Below are 26,235 nucleotides of genomic sequence, written 5' to 3'. Positions count from 1 at the left end.
CACAGGTGTAAAATTAGCAAATTTTAAAATCAAGGTAAAAAATGGACTACAAAGAGACACTTTTACTCCCAGAGACAAATTTCCCGATGCGCGGAAATCTCCCACAAAATGAACCGCAAAGACTAAAATCATGGTACGAAGACCGCAAGGTTTACAAAAAAATGAAGAAAAATCGCCAAAACGCGGTTAAAAACTTCAACATCCACGACGGCCCTCCGTATGCAAACGGCCACCTTCACATCGGCCACGCGTTAAATAAAATTTTAAAAGATATCATCACAAAAACGCACTATTTTTACGGCGAAAGTGTCCGCTACGTGCCAGGTTGGGACTGCCACGGCTTGCCGATTGAGCAACAAGTCGAAGTAAAGCTTGGCGATAAGAAAAAAGAGCTTAGCAAGGTCGAGATCAGGGAGCTTTGCAGACAGCACGCGAGAGAATTTATAGACATTCAGCGAAATGAATTTAAAAGCCTTGGTATCATCGGCGACTTTGAAAATCCATACATGACGATGAAATTTGAGTTTGAGGCCGACATCTACAAAGCGCTTTGCGAGATCGCTAAAAAAGGCCTTTTGGTCGAAAGAAGCAAGCCAGTTTATTGGAGCTGGGCGGCTAGATCGGCGCTAGCTGAAGCTGAGGTCGAGTACGAGGAGAAAGAGGACTATTCTATTTACGTAGTATTTGGTCTTGACAGCGACGCGCTAGAAAAGCTTGGCGTAAAAGAGGCAAGCGCTGTCATCTGGACGACCACGCCTTGGACACTTCCAGCAAATCAAGCTATAAGCCTAAATCCAGTTGAAATTTACGTCCTAACAGCTGAAAATTTGATCTTTGCAAAGCCACTACTTGAGAGTATCGTAGAAAGCGGTCTAAGCAAGGGCGAGGTCAAAAAAGAGTTTAAATCAAGCCTGCTTGAAAATACTCACGCGATAAATCCACTAAACGGCAGAAAGTCACGATTTTTACTAGGTGATCACGTCATGATGGATGGGGGTACTGGACTTGTTCATACAGCTCCAGGACACGGCGAGGATGACTACTACGTCTGTTTGAAATATGGCTTTAGTGAAATTTTGATGCCGGTTGATGATGGTGGCTGCTACGATGAGAGCATAAAACATCACGGACTATTTAGAAGCGATGTGGTAGATGAGTTTGTCGGTATGCACATCTTTAAAGCAAACGAGAAAATTTTAGAGCTACTTGGCAAAAGCTTGCTTAGCGTCTCTAAATTTAGACACTCTTATCCATTTTGCTGGAGAACGCACAAGCCTGTCATTTATAGAGCCACAAAGCAGTGGTTTATAGCTATGGACGAGGCTAAACTAGGTGGAAAAACACTTAGGCAAACAGCGCGCGAGGAGCTTGAAAAGGTTAAATTCTACCCAAGCGTAGGCATAAAAAGAATAGGCTCGATGATAGAAAATCGCCCAGACTGGTGCATCTCACGCCAGCGTGACTGGGGCGTGCCGATCGCGTTTTTCAGAGATAAAGCGACAAAAGAAGTTATATTTGATAGTGAAATTTTAGACCACATCGTGGCTATCTTTAAAGAAAAAGGCGCTGACGCGTGGTGGGCGCTAAGTATAGACGAGCTTTTACCAAAGGGCTCAAAATACAAGGCTGAAAATTTAGAAAAAGTGATGGACATCCTTGACGTTTGGTTTGATAGTGGCTCGACATGGCATGCGGTCTTGCAAAGCGACAACTACGATGCTGGCAAATACCCTGCAAGCATGTATCTTGAGGGCTCAGATCAGCACCGTGGCTGGTTTCAAAGCTCGCTTCTAGTAAGCACAGCTATAAATTCTCACGCACCTTATGAGAGCATCCTAACTCACGGCTTTACTGTCGATGCTAAGGGCGAGAAGATGAGCAAGAGCAAGGGCAACGTCATCGCTCCACAAGACGTGGCGAAAACTCATGGTGTAGAAATTTTGCGCCTTTGGGTTGGCATGAGTGATTATTCAAGCGACCTAAAGATAAGCGAAGATATATTAAAACAAATCAGCGAGCAATACCGCAAAATCCGCAACACTATACGCTTTTTACTAGCAAACGTAAATGACTTAGAGAGCTTAAATACAGAGTTTAACATCCTTGATAAATGGATCTTAGCACGCGCTAAAAAGGTTTTTGATGAGGCGAGTGCTTGCTTTAAAAATTACGACTTTTCAAAGGGCTTTAACATCCTTTTAAATTTCCTATCAGCCGATCTTAGCGGCGTCTATCTTGACGTTTGTAAAGATAGACTTTACTGCGACGCAAAAGACGCACCAAGAAGAAGATCAGCTCAAAGCGCGATGGCGATCATTACAAAGGCACTTTTGCCACTCATCGCTCCAACGCTTACTTACACCGTTGATGAGGTGATGGATTATGCTCCAAAGATCATCAAGGGCGAGGCAAAAGACGCATTTGATCTAGTCTATGAGCCAATCAAATTTGATCTTAGCTTTGAAGATGAGCTGCTTTTTGCCAGCAGGGAAAAATTTAACGAGATCGTGGACGTTCTTAAAAAAGAGAAAAAGATAAAATCAACCTTAGAGCTAAGCCTAGAGACCACAAGCCACAACATCACAAGCTACGACGAGCGCGAAGTGGCTGATCTTTACATGGTAAGCTCAGTTAGACCTTACGACGATAGCGAGCCACTAGCCGAGTTTGAGCTGGAGGGTGATAAATTTAAGATCATGGTAAGCAATCTTCACAAATGCCCAAGATGCTGGAAATTTAACGCTAGCAAAGAAGATGCGCTATGCCCAAGATGTGAAGAGGTCATAAGTGCTAAGTGAGCCAGTAAGCATAACTATCATAGTCACAACGATCGCTGCGGTGGTCGTTGTTAGCTTGTTTGGCATATTTTTGGTTAATAAATTTAAAGGATAAAAATAGTGGTAACTTTGAAAGAAGCTTTAAAATTTTCAGCTGAAGAGATAAAAAATTTACGAGCTGAGCTTGAAGCAAAGATCATAAAAGAAAAAGAGCTTGGCGCTTATGTTGAGCAACTAGCAAATTTAGAGATCGCAAAACTAGGCGAGGGCGTACCAATCGCTATAAAAGATAACATCCAGGTAAAAGGCTGGAACATCACGTGTGCTTCTAAAATTTTGCAAGGCTATGTAGCGCCATATAACGCAACTGTCATTGAGAAGTTACTTAGTAAAAATTTAGCTCCATTTGGCCGCACAAATATGGACGAATTTGCGATGGGAAACACGACTGAGAGCTCATTTTACGGCAAAACACTAAACCCACTAAATCACGCTCACGTCCCAGGTGGCAGTAGTGGCGGCTCAGCAGCAGCAGTCGCAGCAGGCCTTGCAGTAGCTGCACTTGGTAGCGATACTGGTGGCTCGATCCGCCAACCAGCGGCATTTTGTGGATGCGTGGGACTTAAGCCAACTTACGGTAGAGTGAGCAGATATGGGCTTGGTGCTTACTCAAGCAGTCTTGATCAGATAGGACCGATCACTCAAAACGTAGAAGACGTAGCCATTTTATATGACGCGATCGCTGGGCATGATCCAAAAGATAGCACGAGCGCAGATGTGCCATTTGTGAGCATTAGCGACAAGATAGATGGCAATAAAAAGCTAAAAATTTGTGTCATCAAAAACTACGTCGAAAACGCAAGCGAGCAGACAAAAGCTGCTTTAAATTTAGCCATAGAAAAACTAAAATCACATGGACACAGCGTAACTTACACAAATTTTGAAGACTCAAAATACGACGTCGCAGCCTACTACATCATAGCAACCGCAGAGGCAAGCGCAAATTTAAGCCGCTACGATGGTGTGAGATATGGCAGACGCGCGGATGCTAGAAATTTAAAAGAGCTATATATAAACTCACGATCAGAAGGCTTTGGCGAAGAGGTAAAAAGAAGAATTTTACTTGGTACATTTGTACTAAGTAGCGGATATTACGATGCCTACTATATCAAAGCGCAAAAAGCAAGAGCGCATATAAAAGCTCAGTATGAGAAAATTTTAGAAGAAAACGATCTCATCTTCATGCCAGTTGCTCCAAGCACAGCTTATAAATTTGGAGCACACAGCGATCCGCTTCAAGCCTATCTAAGCGACATCTACACGATCAGCGTAAATTTAGCAGGCCTACCAGCTATCTCTGTGCCAGTTGGCAAAGATGATCAAAATTTAAACGTGAGCGCCCAGCTCATCGCAAAAGCGTGGGACGAACAGACCTTGATAAATGGTGCTAAGAGCCTAGAAAATTTAATAAAAGGATAAAAATATGAAGATAGTAAAGAGAGCTTTAACGTTTGAAGATGTGCTTCTTGTACCGCAGTACTCTGAAATTTTGCCAAAGCAAGTTGATGTGAAAACCAGGATCAGCAAAAATGTCACGCTAAATATCCCGATCGTCTCTGCTGCGATGGATACGGTGACTGAGCATAGAACTGCTATCATGATGGCAAGGCTCGGCGGTATCGGCGTCATCCACAAAAACATGGACATTGAAAGCCAAGCAAAAGAGGTCAAACGCGTCAAAAAAAGCGAAAGCGGTGTCATCATTGATCCTATCTTTATAAATCCAGAAGCGACCGTGGCTGAAGCTCTAAGCCTTATGTCAGATCTTCATATTTCAGGCGTTCCAGTCATCGACAAAGACCGCAAACTAATAGGAATTTTAACAAACCGCGATTTGAGATTTGAGACAAATATGAGCACTTTGGTAAAAGACCGCATGACAAAAGCACCGCTAATTACTGCACCAAAGGGCTGCACTCTTGATGATGCGGAGAAAATTTTCTCTCAAAACAGAGTTGAAAAGCTACCTATCGTCGATAAAGACGGCAAGCTTGACGGCCTTATCACCATAAAAGATCTAAAAAAACGCAAAGAGTATCCAAACGCAAATAAAGATAGCTACGGCAGACTTCGCGTAGCTGCGGCTATCGGTGTTGGTCAGCTTGACCGTGCTAAAGCACTAGTTGATGCTGGCGTAGATGTCATCGTTATCGACTCAGCTCATGGCCACTCAAAGGGTATTATTGATACTTTAAAAGAGGTAAAGGCAAATTTTAATGTCGATGTCGTAGCTGGCAATATCGCAAACCCAGCAGCCGTAAAAGACCTAGCAGAAGCAGGAGCGGACGGCATAAAAGTGGGCATCGGACCAGGTTCGATTTGTACTACAAGGATCGTTGCTGGTGTTGGTGTGCCTCAAATTTCAGCTATCGATGACTGCGCAAGCGAAGCAGCGAAATATGGCATCCCAGTTATTGCTGACGGCGGCTTAAAATACTCAGGCGACGTGGCAAAAGCCCTTGCAGCAGGAGCAGCTTGCGTTATGGCTGGTAGCTTACTTGCAGGTTGCGAAGAGAGTCCAGGCGAGCTTATAACATTCCAAGGTCGCCAGTATAAAGTCTATCGCGGCATGGGCTCAATAGGCGCTATGACAAAGGGTAGCTCAGACCGCTACTTCCAAGAGGGTACTGCTCAAGACAAGCTTGTACCTGAAGGCATCGAGGGTCGCGTGCCATTTGCTGGCAGCATAAAAGATGTAATCCATCAGCTAATAGGCGGTCTAAGAAGCGCTATGGGCTATGTCGGCGCAAAAGATATCCCAACTCTTCAAGAAAGAGCTGAATTTGTCGAGATAACAAGCGCTGGATTAAAAGAGAGCCACGTCCACGACGTAGTTATCACTCACGAGGCACCAAACTACAAAGTTAATTAGTGTTAGATCTGCAAACTAGAACTATTAAATTTAACGAGCCACTCTACCTTGAGAGTGGCCGTATGCTATCAAATTTCAAGCTTATTTACGAGACTTACGGCACGCTAAATGCTGATAAAAGCAATGTTATCGTGATCTGCCACGCCCTAACTGGCTCACACCACGCTGCTGGCACATACGCAGGCGATGAGAAAGCTGGCTGGTGGGACGGGTTAATAGGCAGTAAAAAGGCTGTTGATACCGATAAATTTTACGTTATCTGCGTAAATATCCTAGGTTCATGCTTTGGCTCGACCTCGCCACTAAGTGTGGATAGAAGTAGTGGCAAAGAGTATAGGCTAAATTTCCCAGTCCTTGCTATAAGTGACGTGGTAAAGGCGCAGATGAGGCTATTTAGCGAGCTTGGTATCACGAGGGCAAAAGCCGTGATAGGCGGCAGTCTTGGCGGTATGCAGGCACTTTGCTACGCTATCGAGTTTCCAGAATTTGCGCAAGATATCATAATGCTTGCAAGCACCTATCAGACTAAACCTTGGGCGATAGCGTTTAACAAGATCGCCATCGAAGCCATTTTAAACGATGAAAATTTCAAAAACGGCGAATACGACGCGGATTTTATAAGAAAAAATGGGCTAAAGGGTATGGCTTTTGGCAGGATGGCAGGTCATATCAGCTTTTTAAGCCCTGATAGCATGGATGAGAAATTTGGACGAAACTACGTCGAGACAGACGGCCTTTACGAGCTTTCTGGACGCTTTCAGGTGGATCGCTACATGGAGTACAACGGCTACAACTTCCCAAAGAGGTTTGACCCGCTAAGCTACCTATATATCGTAAAAATGATGAACATCTTTGACTGCACAAGACACTATGATAACTTAAAAGACGCTCTTGCGCCGATCAAAGCAAATTTGCATCTAATTGCTTTCAAAGGCGATCTACTCTTTCCTCCAAGCTGTATGAGAGAAATTTATGACGCACTTTGCGAGATGGGGCGAGGGGAGAATACAAATTTCGTAGAGATAGATAGCAACTACGGCCATGACGCATTTTTGGTCGAGATAGAAAAATTTGATGGATATATAAAAAATATATTAAAAGGATAGAAAATGGAGCAAAAAGAGCAAAGCTTTGAAGAAAAATTAGCCCTAGCAGATAAAATTTTAAACGATCTAAACAAAGATGATGTGAGCTTAGAAAATAGCATAAAGCTGCACGAGCAGGGCAAAAAGCTACTAAATGAGGCAAGAGAAATTTTAGAGAATGCAAAACTTAGCATAAAGCAGGTGGATGATGAGTAGAATTTGTGCTCTTCAGCTACCAACTCAGCCTTTAAGTGAAGCAAGGCTTGATTATTACCTAAAAATTTGTGCGGACGAAAATGCAAGGCTTGTTGTGCTTGGCGAATACGTGCTAAATAGCTTTTTTAAAGAGCTCATTAGCATGCCAAAAAGCCTTATAAAAGAGCAAAGCGAGCGCAAGAAAGAGGCTCTTTTTGCAATGGCAAAAAAGTATGATCTAAATATCGTTGCACCCATTGTAAATCTAAAAGGCAAGGAAATTTTTAAAAGTCTAGCCAAATTTACCCCAACACAAGTAAAGCTATATGATCAGCAAATTCTCATGCCTTACGCTCACTGGAATGAGGCGAAATTCTTTAATAACACAAGCGATGAGCTAAATTTGCCTATTTTTACCTACGATAAATTTAAAGTTGGCGTCATGTTTGGCTATGAGGCACACTTTGATGTGTGCTGGGCCTATATGAGCGCCAAAAAGGTCGATATCGTGCTCGTGCCAACGGCTTGTACATTTTTTTCTCAGGCGCGCTGGGAGGAGCTTTTAAAGGTTAGGGCCTTTACAAACAACGTCTACGTTCTCCGCGTAAACCGCGTAGGAAGCCATAAAAGTGACGATGCGCAGTGGAGCTTTTACGGCGATTCGATGCTTATTAATCCGTTTGGTGAAGTCAAAAATAGGCTTGGTAAAAATGAAGAGATGATGATAGATGAGCTTAGCAAAAAGGAGCTTAGTGAGGCTAGAAGCACTTGGGGTTTTATGCAGATAGAGGCGAAATTTAAAAGATAAAACGCTGTGCCTAGGTAGAAAAGAGCAAATTTAGCAAAAGTTATCACGATTGTGAGTTGAGTAATGTGTCATCACAACTATGATAATGATCGCTCTTTAAAGGAATTTTGGAGTGAAATTTGAAACGAAGTGACGTTGAGGGATATATAAAAGAGAAATTTGACGTTTTAGGTGAGCAAATTTTCCCAAAATATCCAAAATTTAGTGCCTTTCGTCACAAGAAAAATGAGAAGTGGTTTGCACTACTTATGGAGATAAGCGCTAGCAAACTTGGGCTTGAAAGTGATGAGATGATAGAAGTTTTAAATCTAAAATGCAGTCCAGATCTAGCGATGGTGCTAGTCGATGAGATGCAAATTTTTAAGGCATATCATATGAATAAAAAGCACTGGATCAGTGTAAATTTAAACTCCAAAATCTCACGAAAAACCGTTTTTGATCTGATAGATGAAAGCTTTAGCTTAAGCAAATAAAAGCCATTTTCAGTCTTAAATTTAGTAGTTTTTGTTAAAATCACGAAAAACTTAAGGATAAAATTTGCAAGAGCTAAACAACGAGATCAAAAAAGTCCATTTCATAGGCATCGGCGGCATCGGTATCTCAGCCATCGCTAGATTTTTACACGAAAAAGGCCACAAGATAAGCGGTAGTGACATCAAGGAGAGCAAGACGACGCTAGAGCTTCAAAATGAAGGCATCGAAGTCATCACGCCACACTGCAAAGAGGCGATAAAAGACCAAGACTTTGTGGTCTATTCAGCTGCAATAAAAGAGGATAATATCGAGCTAGTGGAGGCCAGAAACAAGGGCATAAAGTGCTTTTCAAGAAAAGAAATTTTGCCTTATGTGCTTGAAGATAAGTGCGTTTTTGCAGTTGCTGGCGCGCACGGCAAAAGCACGACTTCAGCGATGCTAGCAAGCCTTATCGAGGGTTCAGTCATTATCGGCGCCATCTCAAAGCAGTTTGGCTCAAATATGCGCTACGCTAAAAGCGATAACGTCGTATTTGAAGCGGACGAGAGCGATTCTAGCTTTCTAAACTCAAACCCATATCTAGCTATCGTCACAAACGCGGAACCAGAACATATGGAGCACTATGACTACGATCTAGCTAAATTTTACGCAGCCTACAAGGGTTTTTTGGAGCGTGCGAAAGTTAGGGTGATAAATGCTGAGGATGAGTTTTTAAGCACGCTTAAGCTTGATGCGATCAGGCTTTACCCAAGCACCGACATCACGGAGCTTACAATGGTTGTAAGAGACTATCAGCCATACACCAGCTTTAATCTTAAAAATTTAGGCAAATTTGAAGCCTTTGGCATGGGCGAGCACATCGCCATAGACGCATCTTTAGCCATCCTTGCTGCGATGCACGAGACGCCGCTAAAAGACATCAGAGAAAATTTACTAAATTTTAAAGGCATCAAAAAGCGTTTTGATATCCTTAGCGCAAACAAAAATTTCGTCCTAATCGACGACTACGCGCACCATCCAACCGAGATAAAAGCGACGCTAAAATCAGTCTTTGAATACGCCAAAATTTTAGGCATAAACAGCGTCACAGCGATATTTCAGCCACACCGCTACACAAGACTTAGCACAAATTTACCTGGCTTTAAAGAGTGCTTTAAGGGTGTTGATGAGCTTGTCATCTTGCCAGTTTATGCAGCTGGAGAAAATCCGATCGAAGTTGATATGAAGAGCGAATTTAGCGAATATAACCCGATCTTTACCGATAAGGTCGAGAGGGTTGAAGAGGGCATAGAATTTACAGATGAATTTGGCGTGAAAAACCGCCTAAGTGACGGCATCGTAGTTGGCTTTGGAGCGGGCGATATCAGCGTACAGCTAAGGGGTGGATATTAATGGATCTAAGCACTTTCAAGCCTCAAGATGAAAATGAAATTTTAAAAGAGATAAATGAAAAAGAGTTAAGCGAAGATGAAATTTCTAGCCTTATAAATTTAGGCAAAAAAGATATCTTGATTGCGCTTGCAAGGTCGCAAAAGCTAAGTAGCGCTCAGATAAAAGATATGCTACCAAATGCCCCGTATATGGCTGTTTGCTTGCTAGTTGAAAAGCAAGATATTAGCGAGGTTAAGGTAGAAATTTTAGACAAGATCGAGCCTCATGCTGAGCTTTACAAAGAGCTCATCGCAAAATATAAGGGCGTAAAATGGTAAGAAATTTGATCCTAATCGCTGGCTTGATCGTACTTTTTGGAGCGATCTGGGCGATAAAAGATGAAAAGATCAGCAAAGGCATAAAAGCGCTCGTTAGCGCGGTGCTTGTAGCAATCCTTATTTGCGTCTATTTTTACGAAGAGAATTTATCAAAAAACGAGGATGTCATCTCAAAGCTAGTTAGCGATTTTAAACAGGGCAAAACACTAAAATGTGGCGAGTACAACGTAAGCGCTGAGAAATTTAACTACGAATTTGGCACGGCGTCATTTTTAGCTAAAAGAGAATTTAGCGAGCTCTCAGGCGTTATCGTGCCTATAAAAAGTTGCGAGCAATGACTGAAGAGATATTTTTAAAGCTCGATTTGGGCGAGTATTTAGAGAAATTTAACTCCTTTTTGGCAAGGCAAAAACCGCTATTTTTACAAGGCGACAGCAAAATCCACTTTGAAAACATTAGCGAGCTTTCAAAGTATGATTTCAAGGCGCCTGATGAGATAAAAGAGCTTGATGACGCGCTTATGAGACTTAGCAAGCAAGCAGTACTTCATATCAGCGAAATTTACGAGTTTGCAAAGATCATTAAGTATTTTTCATATCTAAAAAAGCAAAAATTTGAAGGCAGGCTTGGCGAGTGGATCGCTAAAGTTGAAATCCCTGAAGCGATGAGCCAGATGGCAAACAGCTTTGATGAAAACGGCGAGTTTAGCGACAGCGTGGATGAGAGATTTCAGGCGATAAAGCAAGCATTTAGCGAGAAAAAACGCCAGATCGACGCTGAGCTTAAAAAGCTCATCTACTCAAAGCATATCACGCCCTATCTAGTCGATACTCAGACACACTATATCAACTCGCAAGAGGCACTTTTAGTGCGTGGCGGCTTTAATCACGCCCTAAAAGGCACCGTGATCGCTAGAAGCTCAGGCGGCTACTTCTACGTCGCACCTGCAAGCACCGAGCGCCTAAAAAAGGAGCAAAGCGAGCTACTTGATAGAAAAGAGGAGATCATTTTTGAGCACTGCAAGAAATTTAGCCTGCAGATGAGCAAGAGTCTGCTTTTTTTGAAATTTATAAATAACGCATTTGATCAGTTTGATGCGTATCAGGCACGTGTAAATTTGGCTAGATCACGTGACTATGAGTTTGTTTTGCCAAATAGCTCACACATTATCAAACTTGAGAAATTTACCCACCCAGCGCTTAAAAACCCAAAGAGTGTGAGTGTGGATTTTAGCAAAAAGGTGCTTTTAATAACCGGCGTAAATGCTGGCGGTAAGTCGATGCTTTTAAAATCAATCATATCAGCCACACTGCTTGCAAAATATTTACTACCTATGCGTATCGATGCAAACCGCTCAACGATCGGCTCTTTTAAAGAATTTGACGCGATCATAGAAGATCCGCAAAGTGTGAAAAACGATATCTCGACCTTTGCTGGCAGGATGGTGCATTTTGCAAAGCTTTTTACTAAAAGATCGATCATCATCGGTATCGACGAGATCGAGCTTGGCACCGATTTTGAGGAGGCTGCGAGCTTATATGGCGTCATGATAGAGCGCCTCATCACGCAAGATATCAAAATGATCATCACGACCCACCACAAGCGCCTTGCGATGTTGCTAGCTAAAAACCCAGAGGTTGAGCTAGTGGCGGCACTTTACGACGAGGCGGCTCAAAGGCCTAAATTTGAGTTTCTAAAAGGCACGATCGGCAAGTCTTACGCCTTTGAAACAGCGGCAAGATATGGTATATCTCAAAATTTAGTGGCGCAGGCAAAGAAAATTTACGGCGAAGATAAAGAGAATTTAAACGAGATCATCACAAAGACGCTAAATTTACAAACTAAGCTTGACGAGGGTATAAAAGAGGTCACGGCAAAAGAGGAGCGGCTGGAGCGCTTGCTTGAGGAGCAAAAAGAGCTAAAAGAGAAAAATGAGATCAAGCTAAATGCGACTATTTCGCGCCTTGAAAAAGAGTATTATGAAGCGATAAATGCGGCAAAAGCTGTTATAAATTTCAAGGACATTAAAGACAAGCAAAGGGCGCTAAACGTAGCAAATGAGAAAAAAGCCGCCATCGTTAAGCCTAAAAAAACTGAGCGTGAGAGCCTAAAAGTAGGCGATAGAGTGAAGTATGAAAATATCAAAGGCACGGTTTTAAGCATCTCTAAAAACGATGCGATGATCGAGTCAAATGGTATAAATTTACGCGTGCCACTAGAGCTTTTAAGAAAAAATGGCAACGAAGTGGTGCTACCTAAAAAAGGCGGTGTAAGTTTAAGCGTAGATAAGCCAAAAACGGCTTCGCTCTCGCTTGATCTGCACGGCATGAGAGCTGACGAGGCGATAGCAAAGCTTGATAAATTTATCTCAGATAGTCTTGTTATGGGGTTTGATGAGGTTAGCGTATTTCACGGCATCGGTACTGGCAAGCTTGCCTTTGCAGTTAAAAATTTCTTAAAAGAGCATCCAAGTGTGAAAGAATTTTTTGACGCACCGGCAAATCAAGGCGGATATGGAGCTAAAATAGTCAGGCTTTAACTTCTTCCTAAAAGTTAAAATTTATTTTAAGGTTGATATAATCAAGGCAAGTACACAAAATAAGGGAAGTAACTTTTGAGTAACAAGGACGAGCAAACGGGTAAAAATCTAAACATCACTAAAACGATTATAGGTTTAGTGTTTGTTTTGGGAAGTATTTTTTTAGTCGAAAACCTGGCAGTTTTTTATTTTAAATTTAATAATGCTTCTGCTGAAAATGGTTTTAATCTTCGAAAGAAAGTTGATTATTTGACATATCAATATGTTGATTATTTCAAAAATGTCAGCAAATATGATGTCGCAAATTTCCAATCTTACATTAACGATAGTGCTATGGGTGATGTCCTTTTATTAAAGGATGATAATAAAAATGGATACAAGGTCGTAGCGTCTTCAGATAAAAGAATAATAAATCAAGAATTTAACGACAAAAGCTGTGGAAACATCTTTGCTCATAATTTCCAAAAAGATTATTTTTGGGCAAAAATTTTGCCAGAAAATGCTGCTCAAGTTTGTATGTTTGTGCCGGTAGGAGAATATATATTAGGCTTTAAAGGAAAGGTCGATCAGCGTATTACTGGCACGCATGATGAGTACTTTTTTGAGTGGCTTTTAAATAATATGGCTTTAACATTTATCTTAAGCTTCGTTGGTGCAATAGTTGCTTTGTCTACTTGTATATGGTACGCAGTCAAGTATATAAAAGAAAAAAATAACTATAACGCATTAAAAACAGATACTAAAAAGCAGATAGAAGAGCTTGGAGAAAAGCTTTATATCGATCCGATGACTGGACTTTTAAATAAAACAGCATTGGTACGTGATATTAATAGCTATGAAAATCCTAAAGTAGTGCTTATAGATATTGATGATTTTGGCAAGATGAATGACTTTTACGGTAAATTTGCATGTGACCAGATTTTGGTAAAGATGGCTGATTTGATCAGTGAATTTGCTAAAGATGAGAATATGAAAGCTTACTGTATAGAAGCAGACAGGTTTGCTCTGGTAGAAGATAGCGATAGCTTTATCGATAGATATGAAGATATGGTTGAAGATTTGATAGAAATTTTTAAAGGTCGTATGCTAAGTATAGTCGATGAAGATGGTAGGGAGATAGAAGGTATCGAGATACATAGTACAATAGGCTTTGCTCTTGATAGTGACCAAACACTAAGAAAAGCAACAATAGCGTTAAAAACGGCAAAAGAGCAAGATAAAGACTATGTTTGCTATTTTAAAGGGCTAAATCAAAAAGAGGAATACGCAACTCAAATAGAACGCTCTAAACTGATACAATACGCTACTATAAATAACAATATTGTTCCTTATTTTCAGCCGATAGTTAATGACCAAAAGGTACCTGTAAAATATGAATGTTTGATAAGGCTTTTGGATAGAGGTGATGTTATATCACCAAATGTCTTTTTAGATATCTCAAAGCGCATTAAGCGTTATGCTGATCTTGAGAAACAACTCATTGTAAAGTGTTTTAAACAACTTGTAGAGGATAAGAATTTAGTACTTTCTATAAATTTAAGTAGTAGAGATATGATCGATGGTGATGTTAGCTCGCTTGTTTTAAATTTATTAAATAAGCACAATGTTGCTGGTAGAGTAGTATTTGAGATCGTTGAAGATGAAGAGCTTAAAAATTTAGAGAGAGTTTCAAATTTTATCGAGCGTGTAAAAAGCATGGGTGCAAAGATCGCTATTGATGATTTTGGCTCAGGATATTCAAATTTTTCTTACATCATAAAGATCAAGCCTGACTACGTGAAGATCGATGGCTCTATTATAAAAGATATAGACATAAATAAAGATTCACACTCTATCGCAAGTGCGATCGTAGCATTTGCAAAAGACCTTGGTATAAAAACTATTGCTGAATATGTGCATTCAAAAGAGATATTTGAAATCTGTAAAGAGATCGGTGTAGATGAGTTCCAGGGCTTTTATTTTGGTGCACCAGAGCGTGCCGGCTCATAAGGCACTTAGTGGTAGTTAGCTTTTTAAAAGAGCTTTTAAGCTTTCGTTCTATCACACCTAATGATGCTGGAAGCTTAGAATTTATCACTAGATTTTTGCCTGATTTTGAGGCTAAATTTATAGAAAAAAATGGCACCAAAAATCTCATACTTTCTAAAATTTATGGAGACGGCGAGCATCTAGCTTTTGCTGGACACGTTGATGTCGTGCCTCCAGGTGAGGGCTGGGATAGTGAGCCATTTACACCATATGAAAAAGATGGCTACATCTACGCAAGAGGCGCACAGGATATGAAAAGTGGCGTGGCTGCTTTTGTTTGTGCTGCTAAAGATGCGAAATTTGATGGGAAGCTAAGCCTCATATTAACAAGCGACGAAGAGGGCGATGGCACATATGGTACGCCTTTAGCACTTGAATATTTACGCGAAATAAATGATTTGCCAAAATTTTGCGTCGTGGCTGAGCCAACTTGTGATAAAGAATTTGGTGATAGCATAAAAGTTGGCAGACGTGGCTCAATAAATGGCAAGATCGTGATAAAGGGCATTCAAGGGCACGTGGCGTATCCTGAAAAGTGTGTAAATCCGGTAAATTTGATAGCTCCACTTTTAAGTAAGATAGCTGATCATGATATGGACGGCGGAAGCGAGTTTTTTAGCCCAAGCAAGATCGTGGTAACTGATATCAGAGGTGGCATGCAAGTTTGCAACGTCACACCAAGCGAGCTTAGCATAATGTTTAATGTGAGAAACTCAAATTTAACCGACGTAAATGACGTCGAGAGCTATCTTAGAGAGGTTTTAAAAGGGCTTGATTACGAGCTTAGTATAAAGCAAAGCTCAAAGAGATTTTTAACAAACAAAGATAGCAAAATCGTAAAAAATTTAATAGCTTCTGTCACAAAGATCACCGGAGTCATGCCAGTTCTAAATACAAAGGGCGGCACGAGCGATGCAAGGCACTTTGCTGAATTTGGCTTAGATGCGATAGAATTTGGCGTCATAAACGACCGCATACACGCCAAAAACGAGCGAGTTAGCGCCCACGAAGTAAATAAACTTTATGAAATTTTTAAAGATTTGATAGAAAATTTCAAAGAATAATATTCGCAAATTTCACTACTTCAAAACAAAAATGCATATCTTTTTATAAGATGACTTTTTAGCCGGTTATGTTAAATTTCTATTGGAATTTTTAAAAAATAAAATCTGTAAAGGTTTGCTATGAATAACTCAAAAGTAGATATTGAAAAAAGACTAGAAGAAATACTAAAACGTAAAGTTGGCACATGCATTGTTTTAGACGGTGAATGGGGCGTAGGGAAAACAACTTTTTGGAAAAATTTTTCTGATTCAAAATTTAATAAAAAATCTGTTTATGTCTCCTTGTTTGGCAAGGAAAGTATTCAAAAAATAAAGCAAGAGATAAGTTTAAAATTTTATAGAAAGAATAAAGTTGTATCAAAGATATCAGAAAAATTTATTCCTACAGGTATTTTTAGTTTCTTTACAAAAAGATTCGCAGATAATAAAATTGCAGAATTTGGTTTAATTATGCTGGACTCCTTGTATACGGATAAGTACAAAGATGCAATAATCTGCTTTGATGACTTTGAAAGAATCTCTGATAAATTAAATTTAAAAGATATTCTAGGGCTGATTTCCGAATATAAAGAGCAGCAAAATTGTCATATAGTTATGATTTTAAATCGCTCAAAGATGACGGATTATGCTAAAGAAATACAAAAAGAAGATGAGGAAAATTTAAAAGATAAAGAGCTTAAAAATGATAGCCAAATAAAAGAGGATAAAACAGAACCAGAAAAAATTTTATCGGAATACAAAGATAAAATTATGGACTACGAATTTTATTATAATCCGACTCCGCAGGAATCTTTTAGCATTATTTCAGGTGAGTTAGTTGGAGATTATCAAGAAGTGGCACGACAATATTTTAAAAAACATGAGATAAGTAATATTAGGGTAATTAGACGAGCTATAAATGCTTTAAATGATTATCATAAATATTTAGAGAATGTAGAAGAAAATCATAAAAAAACAAGGGATTGTATTTTGATGTTTATATTAGGAATATCTGTTATAAACTCTATGAATTCTCTAAGTAAGCTTGAGCAATTCTTTGGTATAAGAAATTTTTATGGTGAATTGGAAGACATATATGGCTTGTTTAAAAACAAAGGTTATCTGAGTAATGTAGATGCACTAATATTTTCTAAAGATGTAGACTATCATCAATTAAGTTTAAATATATTTTCTTATGTAAAAAGATCGATTATAGATGCTGATGAATTTAAGAAAATAGTTGGGAGGCTAATAGAGAGGGAGCAATTTGAAGAAGTAAAAAATAGCATTATAAATGAATATTTTAATGGTATATATGATTTGCAATATAAAAATTCTGACTTTACAAATAAACTTTTTGGTTATTTAGAAAAAATAGGGAAAGAATATTAGAGATAGTAGAGGTTGATTCTTTTTTATTATATATAGAAAAGTTGGAAGAATTTGACGAAAAGCATAAAGAAAAATATCGTAAATTTGCTATCGAAGTATTGTTAAAATATTTGAAATCTATATTTGACAATAAACAATATGAATATTTTGATACAGAAACTATCAATATAATGAATGGTTTTGATGACCAAATTAAAGATTTATACAATGAGCTTATGTATGAAAAAGAAAAATTTAAAATATCTTCTGCTGAAAATATAATAGAAAATATTTTCATGAGTAAGAACCCGATACTAGAAGTATTGTCATCTAAAATAAAAAGTGAAGACTTAGAAAAATATTGCTATGCGAATAGAGATTTTGTATATAGTGCAGTAAAATTTTTACGTCCTGATAGGCATCCGGAAGCCAATGAGCTTAAAAATAAAATCCTAGGGGTGTTTAATAAGATATCAAAAAATGGAAATGAAAGCCAAAAACTACAAATGACTTTATTACTTGAGTTCTTAGAAAAAGAAAAGGGTAAGCCAAGCATGGAGTTATTTTAGCTCACCCCAGTTTTTGGCGATATTTAGCGATGTTTTAAGTGGCACATTTAACGTGTAAATTTCCTCCATCGTCTTTTGTGTCGCCTTGCCAAATTCCTGCGCAAATTCGTCTTTTACTTCAAAGATCAGCTCGTCGTGGATCTGAAGCAACATATTCGCTTTTTCATCTAAATTTGCTCTAACTTTTACCATCGCCATCTTGACAAGATCTGCTGCTGAGCCTTGAAAGACCGTATTTACCGCCTCGCGTTCAAACATCGCTATTTGCATAGGTGTGGCACTTTTAAAGTCAAAGTAGCGCTTTCTGCCAAGTAGTGTCTGCACAAAGCCATCGTTTTTGGCTGAAATTTTTATGCTCTCTAAAAATTCTTTGATCGTCGCAAACGCCTTAAAATAGCGCTCTATGTACTCTTTTGCCTCGGCTCTTGTGATATTTACTTGATTTGCTAGTTTGCTTGAGCCCATGCCGTAAATTAGGCCAAAATTTATACTCTTTGCCACGGCTCTATTTTGTCCGTCGCTGCTACCAAATATGCTAATAGCCGTCCTTGCGTGGATATCCTCATCATTTTTAAACGCCTCAAGAAGTGCAGGATCACGGCTAAAGTGAGCTAGCAGTCTAAGCTCGATCTGGCTGTAGTCAAGCCCTACAAAGCTATATCCCTCGCGCGCCTCAAAGCACTCTCTGACATCCTTTGCGAGGTTGCCACGAGCTGGGATATTTTGTAAATTTGGATTTTTACTTGAAAGCCTGCCAGTGCTCGTGCCAGTTTGTAAAAAGCTTGTGTAAATTCGCGAGCCCTCATCCTTTTTCGCAAGTGCTAAAAGTGGTTCGCAGTAGGTGCTTTGCAGTTTATATAGCTCGCGGTAAGCTAAAATTTTTTCTATCACTGGATGAGCGTCCGTAAGCTCAGCTAGCACGCTCTCATCGGTGCTATATCCTGTTTTTGTCTTCTTTTTGGTCGGGAGCTTTAGGTGCTCAAAAAGTATGACGCCAAGCTGTTTTACGGAGTTTATGTTGAAATTTTCGCCGCTTAGCTCGTAAATTTCACTTGTTAGCGCCTTTAGTTTGGTGTCGTTTTCAAGGATGAGCTTTTGCATTTTGGCTTCGTTTATCTTGATACCGTTTTGCTCCATGTCAAAGAGCGTGAGGATAAAAGGAAACTCGTGCGTATCGGCAAGGGCTAGTAAATTTTTATCAAGCGTGTTTTGAAAAGTTTTATAAAATTTAAGCGTTATCCAAGCGTCCTCACTTGCGTATTTAGCGGCATTTTCTAGGGGCAAATCGCCAAAAGTTTGTCCCTTTTTGACCACATCTTCAAATTTGATCGTGTCGTAGTCATAAAGTCTCTTTGCCAGCGCGTCCATGCCGACACTTGAGTTTGGATCGCTAAGCCAAGCAAGTATCATCGTGTCTTTGAAATTTGCTGGAGGGTTGAGCCCAAGGTTGTTTTTCACGATCTCAAAGTCATATTTTAAATTTTGTCCGATCACGCAGCCTTTATAAATTTGCGCTACCGCCCAAGTGGCAAATTTTAGGTCTATTTGCTTTGGCGCGCCTAGGTAGTTATGGGCCACTGGCACGTAGTAGGCGTCCTCGTCGTTAAAGCAAAAGCTAAAACCAACGATCTTTGCGCTCCTGCTATCAACGCCTGTGGTCTCGGTGTCAAAGGCGACGATGGTCTCTGGCGTGACGTCTGATAAGAGCTTTTCTACGCTAGCCTCATCAAGGAGTAAATTTGCTCTAAAGCCAAGCTTAAATTCAGCATTTTCCTCTTTTTGCAAGCTCTTAAGAAGCCTATTTAGATCGTACTCTTTTAAAATTTCTGAGATATTTATCAAAGGATTTTGCTCTGGAAATTTAGAGTGCTCAAGATCAAATGAACTAACTGCGTCATCAAATAAAGTGGCTAGCTTTTTGCTCAAAAATGCTTCGTCTTTTGCGGCGGCAAGCATATTTTTAGTGCGCTCGTTTCTAAGAAGGGATAAATTTTCATAAATTCCCTCTAAGCTGCCATACTCAGCCAAAAGCTTCTTAGCTCCCACTGCGCCGATGCCTTTGACGCCTGGGATGTTGTCTGAGCTGTCTCCAGCGATGGCTAAAAAGTCCCTCACCTGAGCTGGATAGACGCCATACTTTTCAAAGCAGCTTGCACTATCATGATCAATCTTGCTTTGTGGGCTGTAGATGCTCACTTTGCCGTCCTCTATGAGCTGGTAAAGGTCTTTATCATGCGTAACGATACGCACAAATATATCTTTATCTTTGCAAAATTTAACCGCACTTGCGATGATATCATCGGCCTCGTAGCCCTCTCGGCTAAGGCTGTAAAGCCCCATTTTTTCTATCATATCTATGCAAACTGGAAGTTGTTCTTTTAGCTGAGCTGGTGGCTCGCTCCTATTTGCTTTGTAATCACCTAAAATTTCGTGACGTAAGGTCTTGCCCTTACTATCAAGTGCGAAGATGAGATAGTCGCTTTGGTATTCATCTTTGAGGCTTGCTATAAAATTTGCAAAGCCACTTATCATTCCGCTTGGCTTGCCCTCACGGTTTTTAAGTCCGCTCATGGCGTAGTAGAGCCTAAAAAAGAAACCAAAAGTATCAATAATTGTAAGTGTTTTCATTTTTATCCTTTGTGTAATTTTATGAAATTTAGGCAAAAAATAGGCTGATTTATAAAAATTTTTGATATTATGGCGGACATTACAAATAAAAAATCACAAAACAAAAAGCTTTGAGGTCATGAAAAAAATAGTTTTTTTACGTATCAATCCAAACGCAGTCGGTGGTGCCGAACGCTATTTAAGAAGGCTTACTAAAGCCCTAAAAGACGTAGGTATGGACACTTCTATACGCTCATATCTAGGGGAGGCTAGGATCTCGTCATGGAAAAAGGCTTTGAAATTTAACGCACAGGTAAAACGCCAGAAACAAAACGATGAGGTATATTTTAGCTTAGAGCGAGTGAGCTGCACAGATATTTATAGAGCAGGGGACGGTGTACATAAAATTTATCGTGCTACAAAGCCATTTTGGTGGGTTAATCCTCTAAATTTTGTCTATCCATATTTAGAAAAACGTTGCTTTAAAAATTCTAAAAAGATAATCGCAAATTCAAACTATATAAAAGAGCAAATCATCTCAGCTTACGGTGTCGATGAGTCAAAGATCGTTACCATTTACAACGGTATAAATTTGCCACAAAAAGTAGAAAAAGGTGAAGCAAAACTTAGCGTATGCGAAGAATTTGGACTCGATTACAATTTACCAATTGTGCTTTTTGTCGGAAATGGCTTTAAAAGAAAAGGGGTAAAGGACTTTTTGCTTCTTGTCTCAAAGCTAAAAACGCCAGTAAATGCGCTAATAGTAGGCAAAGATAAAAATTTAAATTCATATAAGAAGCTAGCAAAAAAGCTAAAGATAAATGCATTTTTTACAGGTGAGCAAAAAATGACTGCAAAATTTTATGAAGCAAGTGATATTTTTATATTTCCAACACACTATGAGCCATTTTCAAATGTCGTTTTAGAGGCACTTAGCTTTAAAAATATTGTCTTTACAACGGCTCAAAATGGGGCAGCTGAAATTTTAGAAAATCGTTTTATCATGCGTGAACCAAATGATGAAAGTATACTGGAGCTAGTGGAGCAGGTGCTTAATGATAATGACATGATGAGAGAGCTGCAAGAGAAGTCATTTTTACTTTCGCAAAAATTTAGTATAGAAGAAAATGCAAGCAAAACTCTTGAAATCATAAACGAAGTGCTAAATTTGGAGTAAAAGTGAGAGTGTTTATAGAGCTTCCAACTTGGCTTGGAGATGCTGTGATGGCGAGCGGGGCGATAGAAAATTTAAGTAAAAATGCTAAAAATATTGTATTTTTTGGCTCTTATGTGGCCTGTGAGCTTTACAAATCACATCCAAAGTGCGAAAAAGTAGTCATTGACGATAGTAAAAAGCAAAACTCAAGATATTTAAGCCTTATAAAAACGGCTATAAAGCTTGGAAAATTTGATATCGCTATTAGTTTTAGAAGCTCATTTGCTAGTAAATTTTTGCTATTTTTTCTAAAAGCAACGCAAAAATTTTGCTTTAAAAAGAGTAGCGAGAGCTTGCATCAGGTGCAAAAATATCTAAATTTCATAAAGCAAAGCCTAAATTTAAAAGAAATTTCAAACGAACTAAAAATTTATTATGAAGCTAAAAAAAGCGAACAAAAGCTCCTCGTGCTAAATCCAGGTGCTAGCTACGGAAGCGCTAAAAGGTGGTATCCGCACTATTTTGCAGAGGTTGCACTGCATTTTAAAGATGAATTTGATGTAAAGATCACTGGCTCAAAAGCTGAGCTTGAGATCTGCAATGAAATCGAGCAAATGCTCTTACAAAATGGTATGAAATGTGAAAATTTGGCTGGAAAAACAAGCATAAAAGAGCTTTGTGAGGTTATAGGCTCTATAAAAAATGGCATCTTTTTGACAAATGATAGTGGTCCTATGCATATCGCAGCTGCCTATAAAGTGCCACTTGTGGCTCTTTTTGGACCGACTAAATTTAAAGAGACTAGCCCATGGCAAGATGAAAGTGCGAAGATAGTGCATTTAAATTTAGAGTGTATGCCATGCATGAAGCGAGTGTGTCCTATAAAAACACATGCCTGTATGAAAGAGCTTACGCCAAAAATAGTTATTGCTGAAATAGAGCTACTAAGAAAAAAATTAAATTTTTGAAATTCTAAACATAATTAAATATATACATACAAAATTAAAAATTTTAGTTTTTATTTGATTACATTTTTACTAAACATTTGACATTGGTTATCAATATAGCTATAATCACGCAAAAATTTTTGCTAAGAAGGTATTATGGAGCTAATTAAACATCACATTGATCATGTAATTATTGCGATTTTAGGCATTATGAGTTTTTTTGTACTTTGGTATACGATTGAGCGTATTATTTTTTATTCACGCGTTGATATAAAAGGCTATAAAAGTATTGAAGCGCTTGAAGAAGCACTAACCAAAAATTTAACCACACTTTACATTATCTACTCAAATGCACCATATGTAGGACTTCTTGGTACAGTTGCTGGAATTATGATCACATTTTATGATATGGGTATGGCAGGCGGAATCGATACTAAAAGCATAATGGTCGGACTCTCTCTTGCGCTAAAGGCAACTGCTTTTGGACTACTTGTGGCGATACCAACTTTGATGATTTACAATGGTTTTGTCAGAAAAGTAGATGTAATGCTAAATAGATACAAGGCTGAAAATGCGTCTAAATAAAAAAGATGGGTTAAATATTGTCCCATTTATTGATATTATGCTTGTTTTACTCGCCATCGTGCTTAGTATTTCGACTTTTATTGCTCAAGGCAAGATAGCTATTGATCTTCCAAGTGCAAACAGTGCCGAGCAAAGTAAAGAAGACGATAAAAAGGTAAGCGTAGTAATTGATAAGGATAATAAATTTTTTATAGATGATGTAGAAATTTCTGAGAACGAACTCAAAGATAAGCTAAATGCGGTTGATATAAAGACATTGATCGAACTAAAAAGCGATAAAAATTCGAAATTTGATAGCTTTGTCAAAGTAATTGATACATTAAAAGAGAAGGGCCACGAAAATTTTGCAATCCAAACAATCTCTGAATAAAATTTCAAATTACAGCGGCTTAGCTGTTTCGCTTGTAGTGCATGGAGCAGCAGTATATTTTTTGCTTTCACATAATTTTGATGAGATAAAAATAGGTGAGCAAAAACCGATAAAAATAGCTCTTAATTCATTTACTCCAGTGCCACAAGTCTCAGCACCTCAAATAGCGGAGCAAATGCTTATACCAGAGCCAACTCCACCAGCTCCACCGCCACCACCAGAGCCACCAAAACCTGAGCCAAAGCCGGAACCAAAACCTGAACCTAAAAAGGTGGAGAAACCAAAGCGTGAAATAAAAAAGGTAGAGCCTAAAAAAGAGAAAAAAATAGAGCCCAAGCCTGAACCGGTAATTGCTCAGCCAGTGCAGCCTATTGTACCGCCAGCTAGTGTAAATACAAATTTGCCAGCCAATAACAAGTCTATCGCTGCAGCTCCAGTTCAAAATGTAACACCTGAGCTAAATTTATCAAATTCGCAAGGTGATGAAGATTTTACGAAGGTTATAATCGCAGTTAAGAGGCATAAAAGTTACCCAAATAATGCAAGGCGCATGAAGCATCAAGGTGTTGTAGAAGTTAGGTTTTTACTTAAACAAGACGGCAGTATAGATGAACTTAAAGTTAGTAAAAGCTCTGGTTTTGAGTCGCTTGATAATGGTGCTTTAGAAAATATTCAAAGAGCAAGTTCTGAGTTTCCAAAGCCTAAACAAGATCGTTATCTGCGATTTCCTATTTCATATACACTAAAATAAATTACAAGCTTATTTAAGCTCGTAATTTATTATCTACTTTGTAGAATTTCTTTTATATTTAAAGTCAAAATAGAAAAACATAACTTATTTTATTTAAAAAAGTGTGTATTTTAAACTTGTTTTAAATATTAAACATGTATAATCTGACTTTCTTTAATGAGTGGTTGGATAGCTCAGTCGGTAGAGCAGCAGACTGAAAATCTGCGTGTCGGCAGTTCGATTCTGCCTCTAACCACCATTAACCTTTCCTTAAACATCAATCATTTTTCTCTTGGTTCTATTAAATTTCGTATTTACAAGGCTTTTATACTATTTTTCTAGGTTATTTATAAAATTTAAATAAATTTTTATTATTAATAAATTTAAAATATAACAATGCTATTTTCATTTTATATATTCTAAGACAAATAAAATCTTCAAGATCAAATAAAAATTTTGTAAAAGACAATCTTGTAAAAATTTATCCTAAATAAGCCTTATTAATCAAAATGTTATATTTGTATCAAATCATCCTTAAAATATAAGTTTAATCTAAATCCATAAGAGATATAATCTTGATTAAATTTATATTAACTTAGGAGGTTTCATGGATTTTCTCATGAATTTAAGTGAAGGCATGCAGTTTGTTATCCAGCTTCTCATCGTCCTTATCTGTTTGTTCTACGGAGCTAAAAAAGGCGGTATCGCGCTTGGTATGCTAGGCGGTATCGGTCTTATAGTTCTTGTTTTTGGATTTAACATCGAGCCTGGTAAGCCAGCTATTGATGTTATGCTAACTATCCTTGCTGTAGTTGTGGCAAGTGCTACGCTTCAAGCTAGTGGCGGCCTTGATGTTATGCTTCAAATAGCAGAAACCATACTTAGAAAAAATCCAAAATATGTAAGTATCTTGGCTCCTTTTGTAACATGTACACTTACTATTTTATGCGGTACTGGACACGTTGTTTATACTGTGCTTCCTATCGTTTATGACATTGCTATCAAAAATGGTATCCGCCCAGAGCGACCAATGGCAGCAAGCTCAATAGCTTCACAAATGGGCATCATAGCTAGCCCAGTTTCAGTTGCTGTTGTAACTCTTACAAGCTTTCTTATTAATGCTAAAACTCACTTAGCTGGCTTTGATGGATATTTGGATCTTTTAAAGATTACGATTCCATCAACATTTTGCGGTGTTTTGGCGGTAGGAATTTTTAGCTGGTTTAGAGGCAAAGATCTTGATAAAGACGAAGTATTTCAAGCAAAGCTTCAAGATCCTGAGTTTAAAAAATATGTTTATGGCGATAGTGCGACGCTTTTAGGCAAAAAGCTTCCTGGCTATCAATGGGCTGCGATGTGGATATTTTTAGGCTCTATCCTTGTAGTCGCCCTTCTTGGATATTTTAAAGATCTTCGTCCAAGCTGGACTACTTACAAAGACGCAACAGTCGTTCAAGTAATAGCCAATCTGCCAACTGAGCAAAAAGTCTTAAAAACCTTAAAAATAAAAGATGCTAGCATCCAAACAGAGGCGGCTGAGCTAAAAGTAGCAAACGATAAGCTAAATGCCAATCAAAAAGCCCAATCAGTTAAAATCATCGGTAAAGACGCAAATCAAACTCTTACTCGCACAGCTGATGGTGCAGTAACATACATAAATGAAAAAGGTGCTAAAGAAGAATTCCAAGGTGCTTACATTAATATAAGCAACAAACAAGCATCTTCAAAGAGCCTAAGTATGGTTCATGTCATCCAAATTTTCATGCTTTTAACTGGTGCTATCATCTTAATCTTTACACCAACAGATGCTAGCAAGATCGGTAAAAACGAGATATTTAGATCAGGTATGATTGCTCTTGTTGCAGTATTTGGTATCTCTTGGATGGCTGAGACTATGTTTGCAGTGCACACTCCGATGATGAAAGAGGCGCTAGGAAGCATCGTAAAAGAGCACCCTTGGACTTATGCGGTTATGCTCTTGATTATCTCAAAATTTGTAAATTCTCAAGCTGCAGCCTTGGTTGCATTTGTGCCATTAGCATTAAATATCGATGTTAATCCTGCTATCATTCTAGCCTTTGCACCAGCTTGCTATGGATACTATATCCTGCCAACATATCCAAGCGACCTTGCGGCTATCCAGTTTGATAGAAGCGGTACGACACATATTGGTAAATTTGTTATCAATCACAGCTTTATCATTCCGGGTCTTATTGGTGTTATATCCTCTTGTATATTTGGCTATATTTTTGCAACTGCTTTTGGATATCTATAATATATAAATTCTCTTGCTGCTAGTAATTTCTAGTG

At 38.7% G+C, this 26,235-nt stretch carries 22 protein-coding genes and 1 tRNA gene; 22 read left to right on the top strand and 1 reads right to left on the bottom strand.

All coding sequences use genetic code 11. From position 1 onward, the window contains the following. The first annotated feature begins 41 nt into the window (after positions 1 to 41). The 15 genes from ileS (at position 42) to ATCC51562_RS03710 (ending at position 17,530) form a co-directional block, all read left to right on the top strand. Positions 42 to 2,798, top strand: a complete 2,757-nt coding sequence (gene ileS / locus ATCC51562_RS03780; RefSeq protein ID WP_021090738.1) for an isoleucine--tRNA ligase — start codon at positions 42 to 44, stop codon at positions 2,796 to 2,798. 99 nt (positions 2,799 to 2,897) lie between these two features. Then, positions 2,898 to 4,256 (top strand): Asp-tRNA(Asn)/Glu-tRNA(Gln) amidotransferase subunit GatA, encoded by a 1,359-nt coding sequence (gatA, locus tag ATCC51562_RS03775; RefSeq protein WP_021090982.1) that lies wholly within the window; start codon positions 2,898 to 2,900, stop codon positions 4,254 to 4,256. Between the two features lie 4 nt (positions 4,257 to 4,260). Next, on the top strand, positions 4,261 to 5,709 hold the full coding sequence (guaB, locus tag ATCC51562_RS03770; protein WP_021091009.1) for an IMP dehydrogenase: 1,449 nt from the start codon (positions 4,261 to 4,263) through the stop codon (positions 5,707 to 5,709). Next, complete coding sequence (metX, locus tag ATCC51562_RS03765; RefSeq protein ID WP_021090808.1) at positions 5,709 to 6,815, top strand: homoserine O-acetyltransferase MetX; 1,107 nt, start codon at positions 5,709 to 5,711, stop codon at positions 6,813 to 6,815. The genes guaB and metX overlap by 1 nt, the downstream gene beginning before the upstream one ends. Before the next feature lie 3 nt (positions 6,816 to 6,818). Next, the gene (gene xseB / locus ATCC51562_RS03760; RefSeq protein WP_004317712.1) at positions 6,819 to 7,010 is read left to right on the top strand and encodes an exodeoxyribonuclease VII small subunit; all 192 of its coding nucleotides are present in this window, start codon (positions 6,819 to 6,821) and stop codon (positions 7,008 to 7,010) included. Next, the gene (locus ATCC51562_RS03755; protein ID WP_021091034.1) at positions 7,003 to 7,797 is read left to right on the top strand and encodes a carbon-nitrogen hydrolase family protein; all 795 of its coding nucleotides are present in this window, start codon (positions 7,003 to 7,005) and stop codon (positions 7,795 to 7,797) included. Before xseB ends, ATCC51562_RS03755 begins: the two co-directional genes overlap by 8 nt. Before the next feature lie 119 nt (positions 7,798 to 7,916). Next, complete coding sequence (locus ATCC51562_RS03750) at positions 7,917 to 8,270, top strand: MmcQ/YjbR family DNA-binding protein (protein ID WP_021091037.1); 354 nt, start codon at positions 7,917 to 7,919, stop codon at positions 8,268 to 8,270. An 85-nt stretch (positions 8,271 to 8,355) separates the two neighbouring features. Next, on the top strand, positions 8,356 to 9,663 hold the full coding sequence (murC, locus tag ATCC51562_RS03745; RefSeq protein ID WP_035167335.1) for a UDP-N-acetylmuramate--L-alanine ligase: 1,308 nt from the start codon (positions 8,356 to 8,358) through the stop codon (positions 9,661 to 9,663). Further along, the gene (locus tag ATCC51562_RS03740) at positions 9,663 to 9,980 is read left to right on the top strand and encodes a hypothetical protein (protein ID WP_021090874.1); all 318 of its coding nucleotides are present in this window, start codon (positions 9,663 to 9,665) and stop codon (positions 9,978 to 9,980) included. Before murC ends, ATCC51562_RS03740 begins: the two co-directional genes overlap by 1 nt. Continuing rightward, positions 9,974 to 10,318, top strand: a complete 345-nt coding sequence (locus ATCC51562_RS03735; protein WP_021090512.1) for a hypothetical protein — start codon at positions 9,974 to 9,976, stop codon at positions 10,316 to 10,318. Before ATCC51562_RS03740 ends, ATCC51562_RS03735 begins: the two co-directional genes overlap by 7 nt. After that, positions 10,315 to 12,519 (top strand): endonuclease MutS2, encoded by a 2,205-nt coding sequence (locus tag ATCC51562_RS03730; protein ID WP_021090877.1) that lies wholly within the window; start codon positions 10,315 to 10,317, stop codon positions 12,517 to 12,519. Before ATCC51562_RS03735 ends, ATCC51562_RS03730 begins: the two co-directional genes overlap by 4 nt. A 75-nt stretch (positions 12,520 to 12,594) precedes the next feature. Then, positions 12,595 to 14,508: an EAL domain-containing protein gene (locus ATCC51562_RS03725; RefSeq protein WP_021090518.1), complete on the top strand. Its 1,914-nt coding sequence runs from the start codon at positions 12,595 to 12,597 to the stop codon at positions 14,506 to 14,508. An 8-nt stretch (positions 14,509 to 14,516) separates the two neighbouring features. Next, on the top strand, positions 14,517 to 15,611 hold the full coding sequence (dapE, locus tag ATCC51562_RS03720) for a succinyl-diaminopimelate desuccinylase (RefSeq protein ID WP_021090889.1): 1,095 nt from the start codon (positions 14,517 to 14,519) through the stop codon (positions 15,609 to 15,611). A 120-nt stretch (positions 15,612 to 15,731) separates the two neighbouring features. After that, positions 15,732 to 16,982, top strand: coding sequence for a P-loop NTPase fold protein (locus tag ATCC51562_RS03715; protein WP_021090686.1), 1,251 nt, complete (start codon positions 15,732 to 15,734; stop codon positions 16,980 to 16,982). 41 nt (positions 16,983 to 17,023) lie between these two features. Next, positions 17,024 to 17,530, top strand: a complete 507-nt coding sequence (locus ATCC51562_RS03710; protein WP_021090962.1) for a hypothetical protein — start codon at positions 17,024 to 17,026, stop codon at positions 17,528 to 17,530. Here ATCC51562_RS03710 and polA read toward each other — a convergent pair. Beyond that, positions 17,522 to 20,158, bottom strand: a complete 2,637-nt coding sequence (gene polA / locus ATCC51562_RS03705; protein ID WP_021090698.1) for a DNA polymerase I — start codon at positions 20,156 to 20,158, stop codon at positions 17,522 to 17,524. The genes ATCC51562_RS03710 and polA overlap by 9 nt on opposite strands. A gap of 118 nt (positions 20,159 to 20,276) precedes the next feature. Here polA and ATCC51562_RS03700 point away from each other — a divergent pair, with 118 nt between their 5' ends. From ATCC51562_RS03700 to ATCC51562_RS03670, 7 genes are all read left to right on the top strand, one after another. Beyond that, entirely contained in the window at positions 20,277 to 21,314 is a 1,038-nt protein-coding gene (locus ATCC51562_RS03700) for a glycosyltransferase family 4 protein (protein WP_021090795.1), read from the top strand. Positions 21,315 to 21,316: 2 nt separating this feature from the next. Then, complete coding sequence (waaF, locus tag ATCC51562_RS03695; protein WP_035167261.1) at positions 21,317 to 22,261, top strand: lipopolysaccharide heptosyltransferase II; 945 nt, start codon at positions 21,317 to 21,319, stop codon at positions 22,259 to 22,261. Positions 22,262 to 22,396: 135 nt separating this feature from the next. Further along, positions 22,397 to 22,825: a TonB-system energizer ExbB gene (gene exbB / locus ATCC51562_RS03690; protein WP_021090579.1), complete on the top strand. Its 429-nt coding sequence runs from the start codon at positions 22,397 to 22,399 to the stop codon at positions 22,823 to 22,825. Then, positions 22,812 to 23,195, top strand: a complete 384-nt coding sequence (gene exbD, locus ATCC51562_RS03685) for a TonB system transport protein ExbD (protein WP_021090503.1) — start codon at positions 22,812 to 22,814, stop codon at positions 23,193 to 23,195. The genes exbB and exbD overlap by 14 nt, the downstream gene beginning before the upstream one ends. Then, positions 23,170 to 23,946, top strand: coding sequence for an energy transducer TonB (locus ATCC51562_RS03680; protein ID WP_035167259.1), 777 nt, complete (start codon positions 23,170 to 23,172; stop codon positions 23,944 to 23,946). The genes exbD and ATCC51562_RS03680 overlap by 26 nt, the downstream gene beginning before the upstream one ends. A gap of 162 nt (positions 23,947 to 24,108) precedes the next feature. Beyond that, a tRNA-Phe gene (locus ATCC51562_RS03675) sits at positions 24,109 to 24,184 on the top strand. Positions 24,185 to 24,532: 348 nt separating this feature from the next. After that, positions 24,533 to 26,200 (top strand): anaerobic C4-dicarboxylate transporter, encoded by a 1,668-nt coding sequence (locus ATCC51562_RS03670; protein WP_021090856.1) that lies wholly within the window; start codon positions 24,533 to 24,535, stop codon positions 26,198 to 26,200. Positions 26,201 to 26,235 lie beyond the last annotated feature (35 nt).

The sequence above is a fragment of the Campylobacter concisus ATCC 51562 genome, assembly GCF_000466745.1.
Taxonomy (GTDB): Bacteria; Campylobacterota; Campylobacteria; order Campylobacterales; family Campylobacteraceae; genus Campylobacter_A; species Campylobacter_A concisus_B.
The sequence above is the reverse complement of the archived record's forward strand: the minus strand, read 5'-3'. Positions and strand labels throughout refer to the sequence as shown.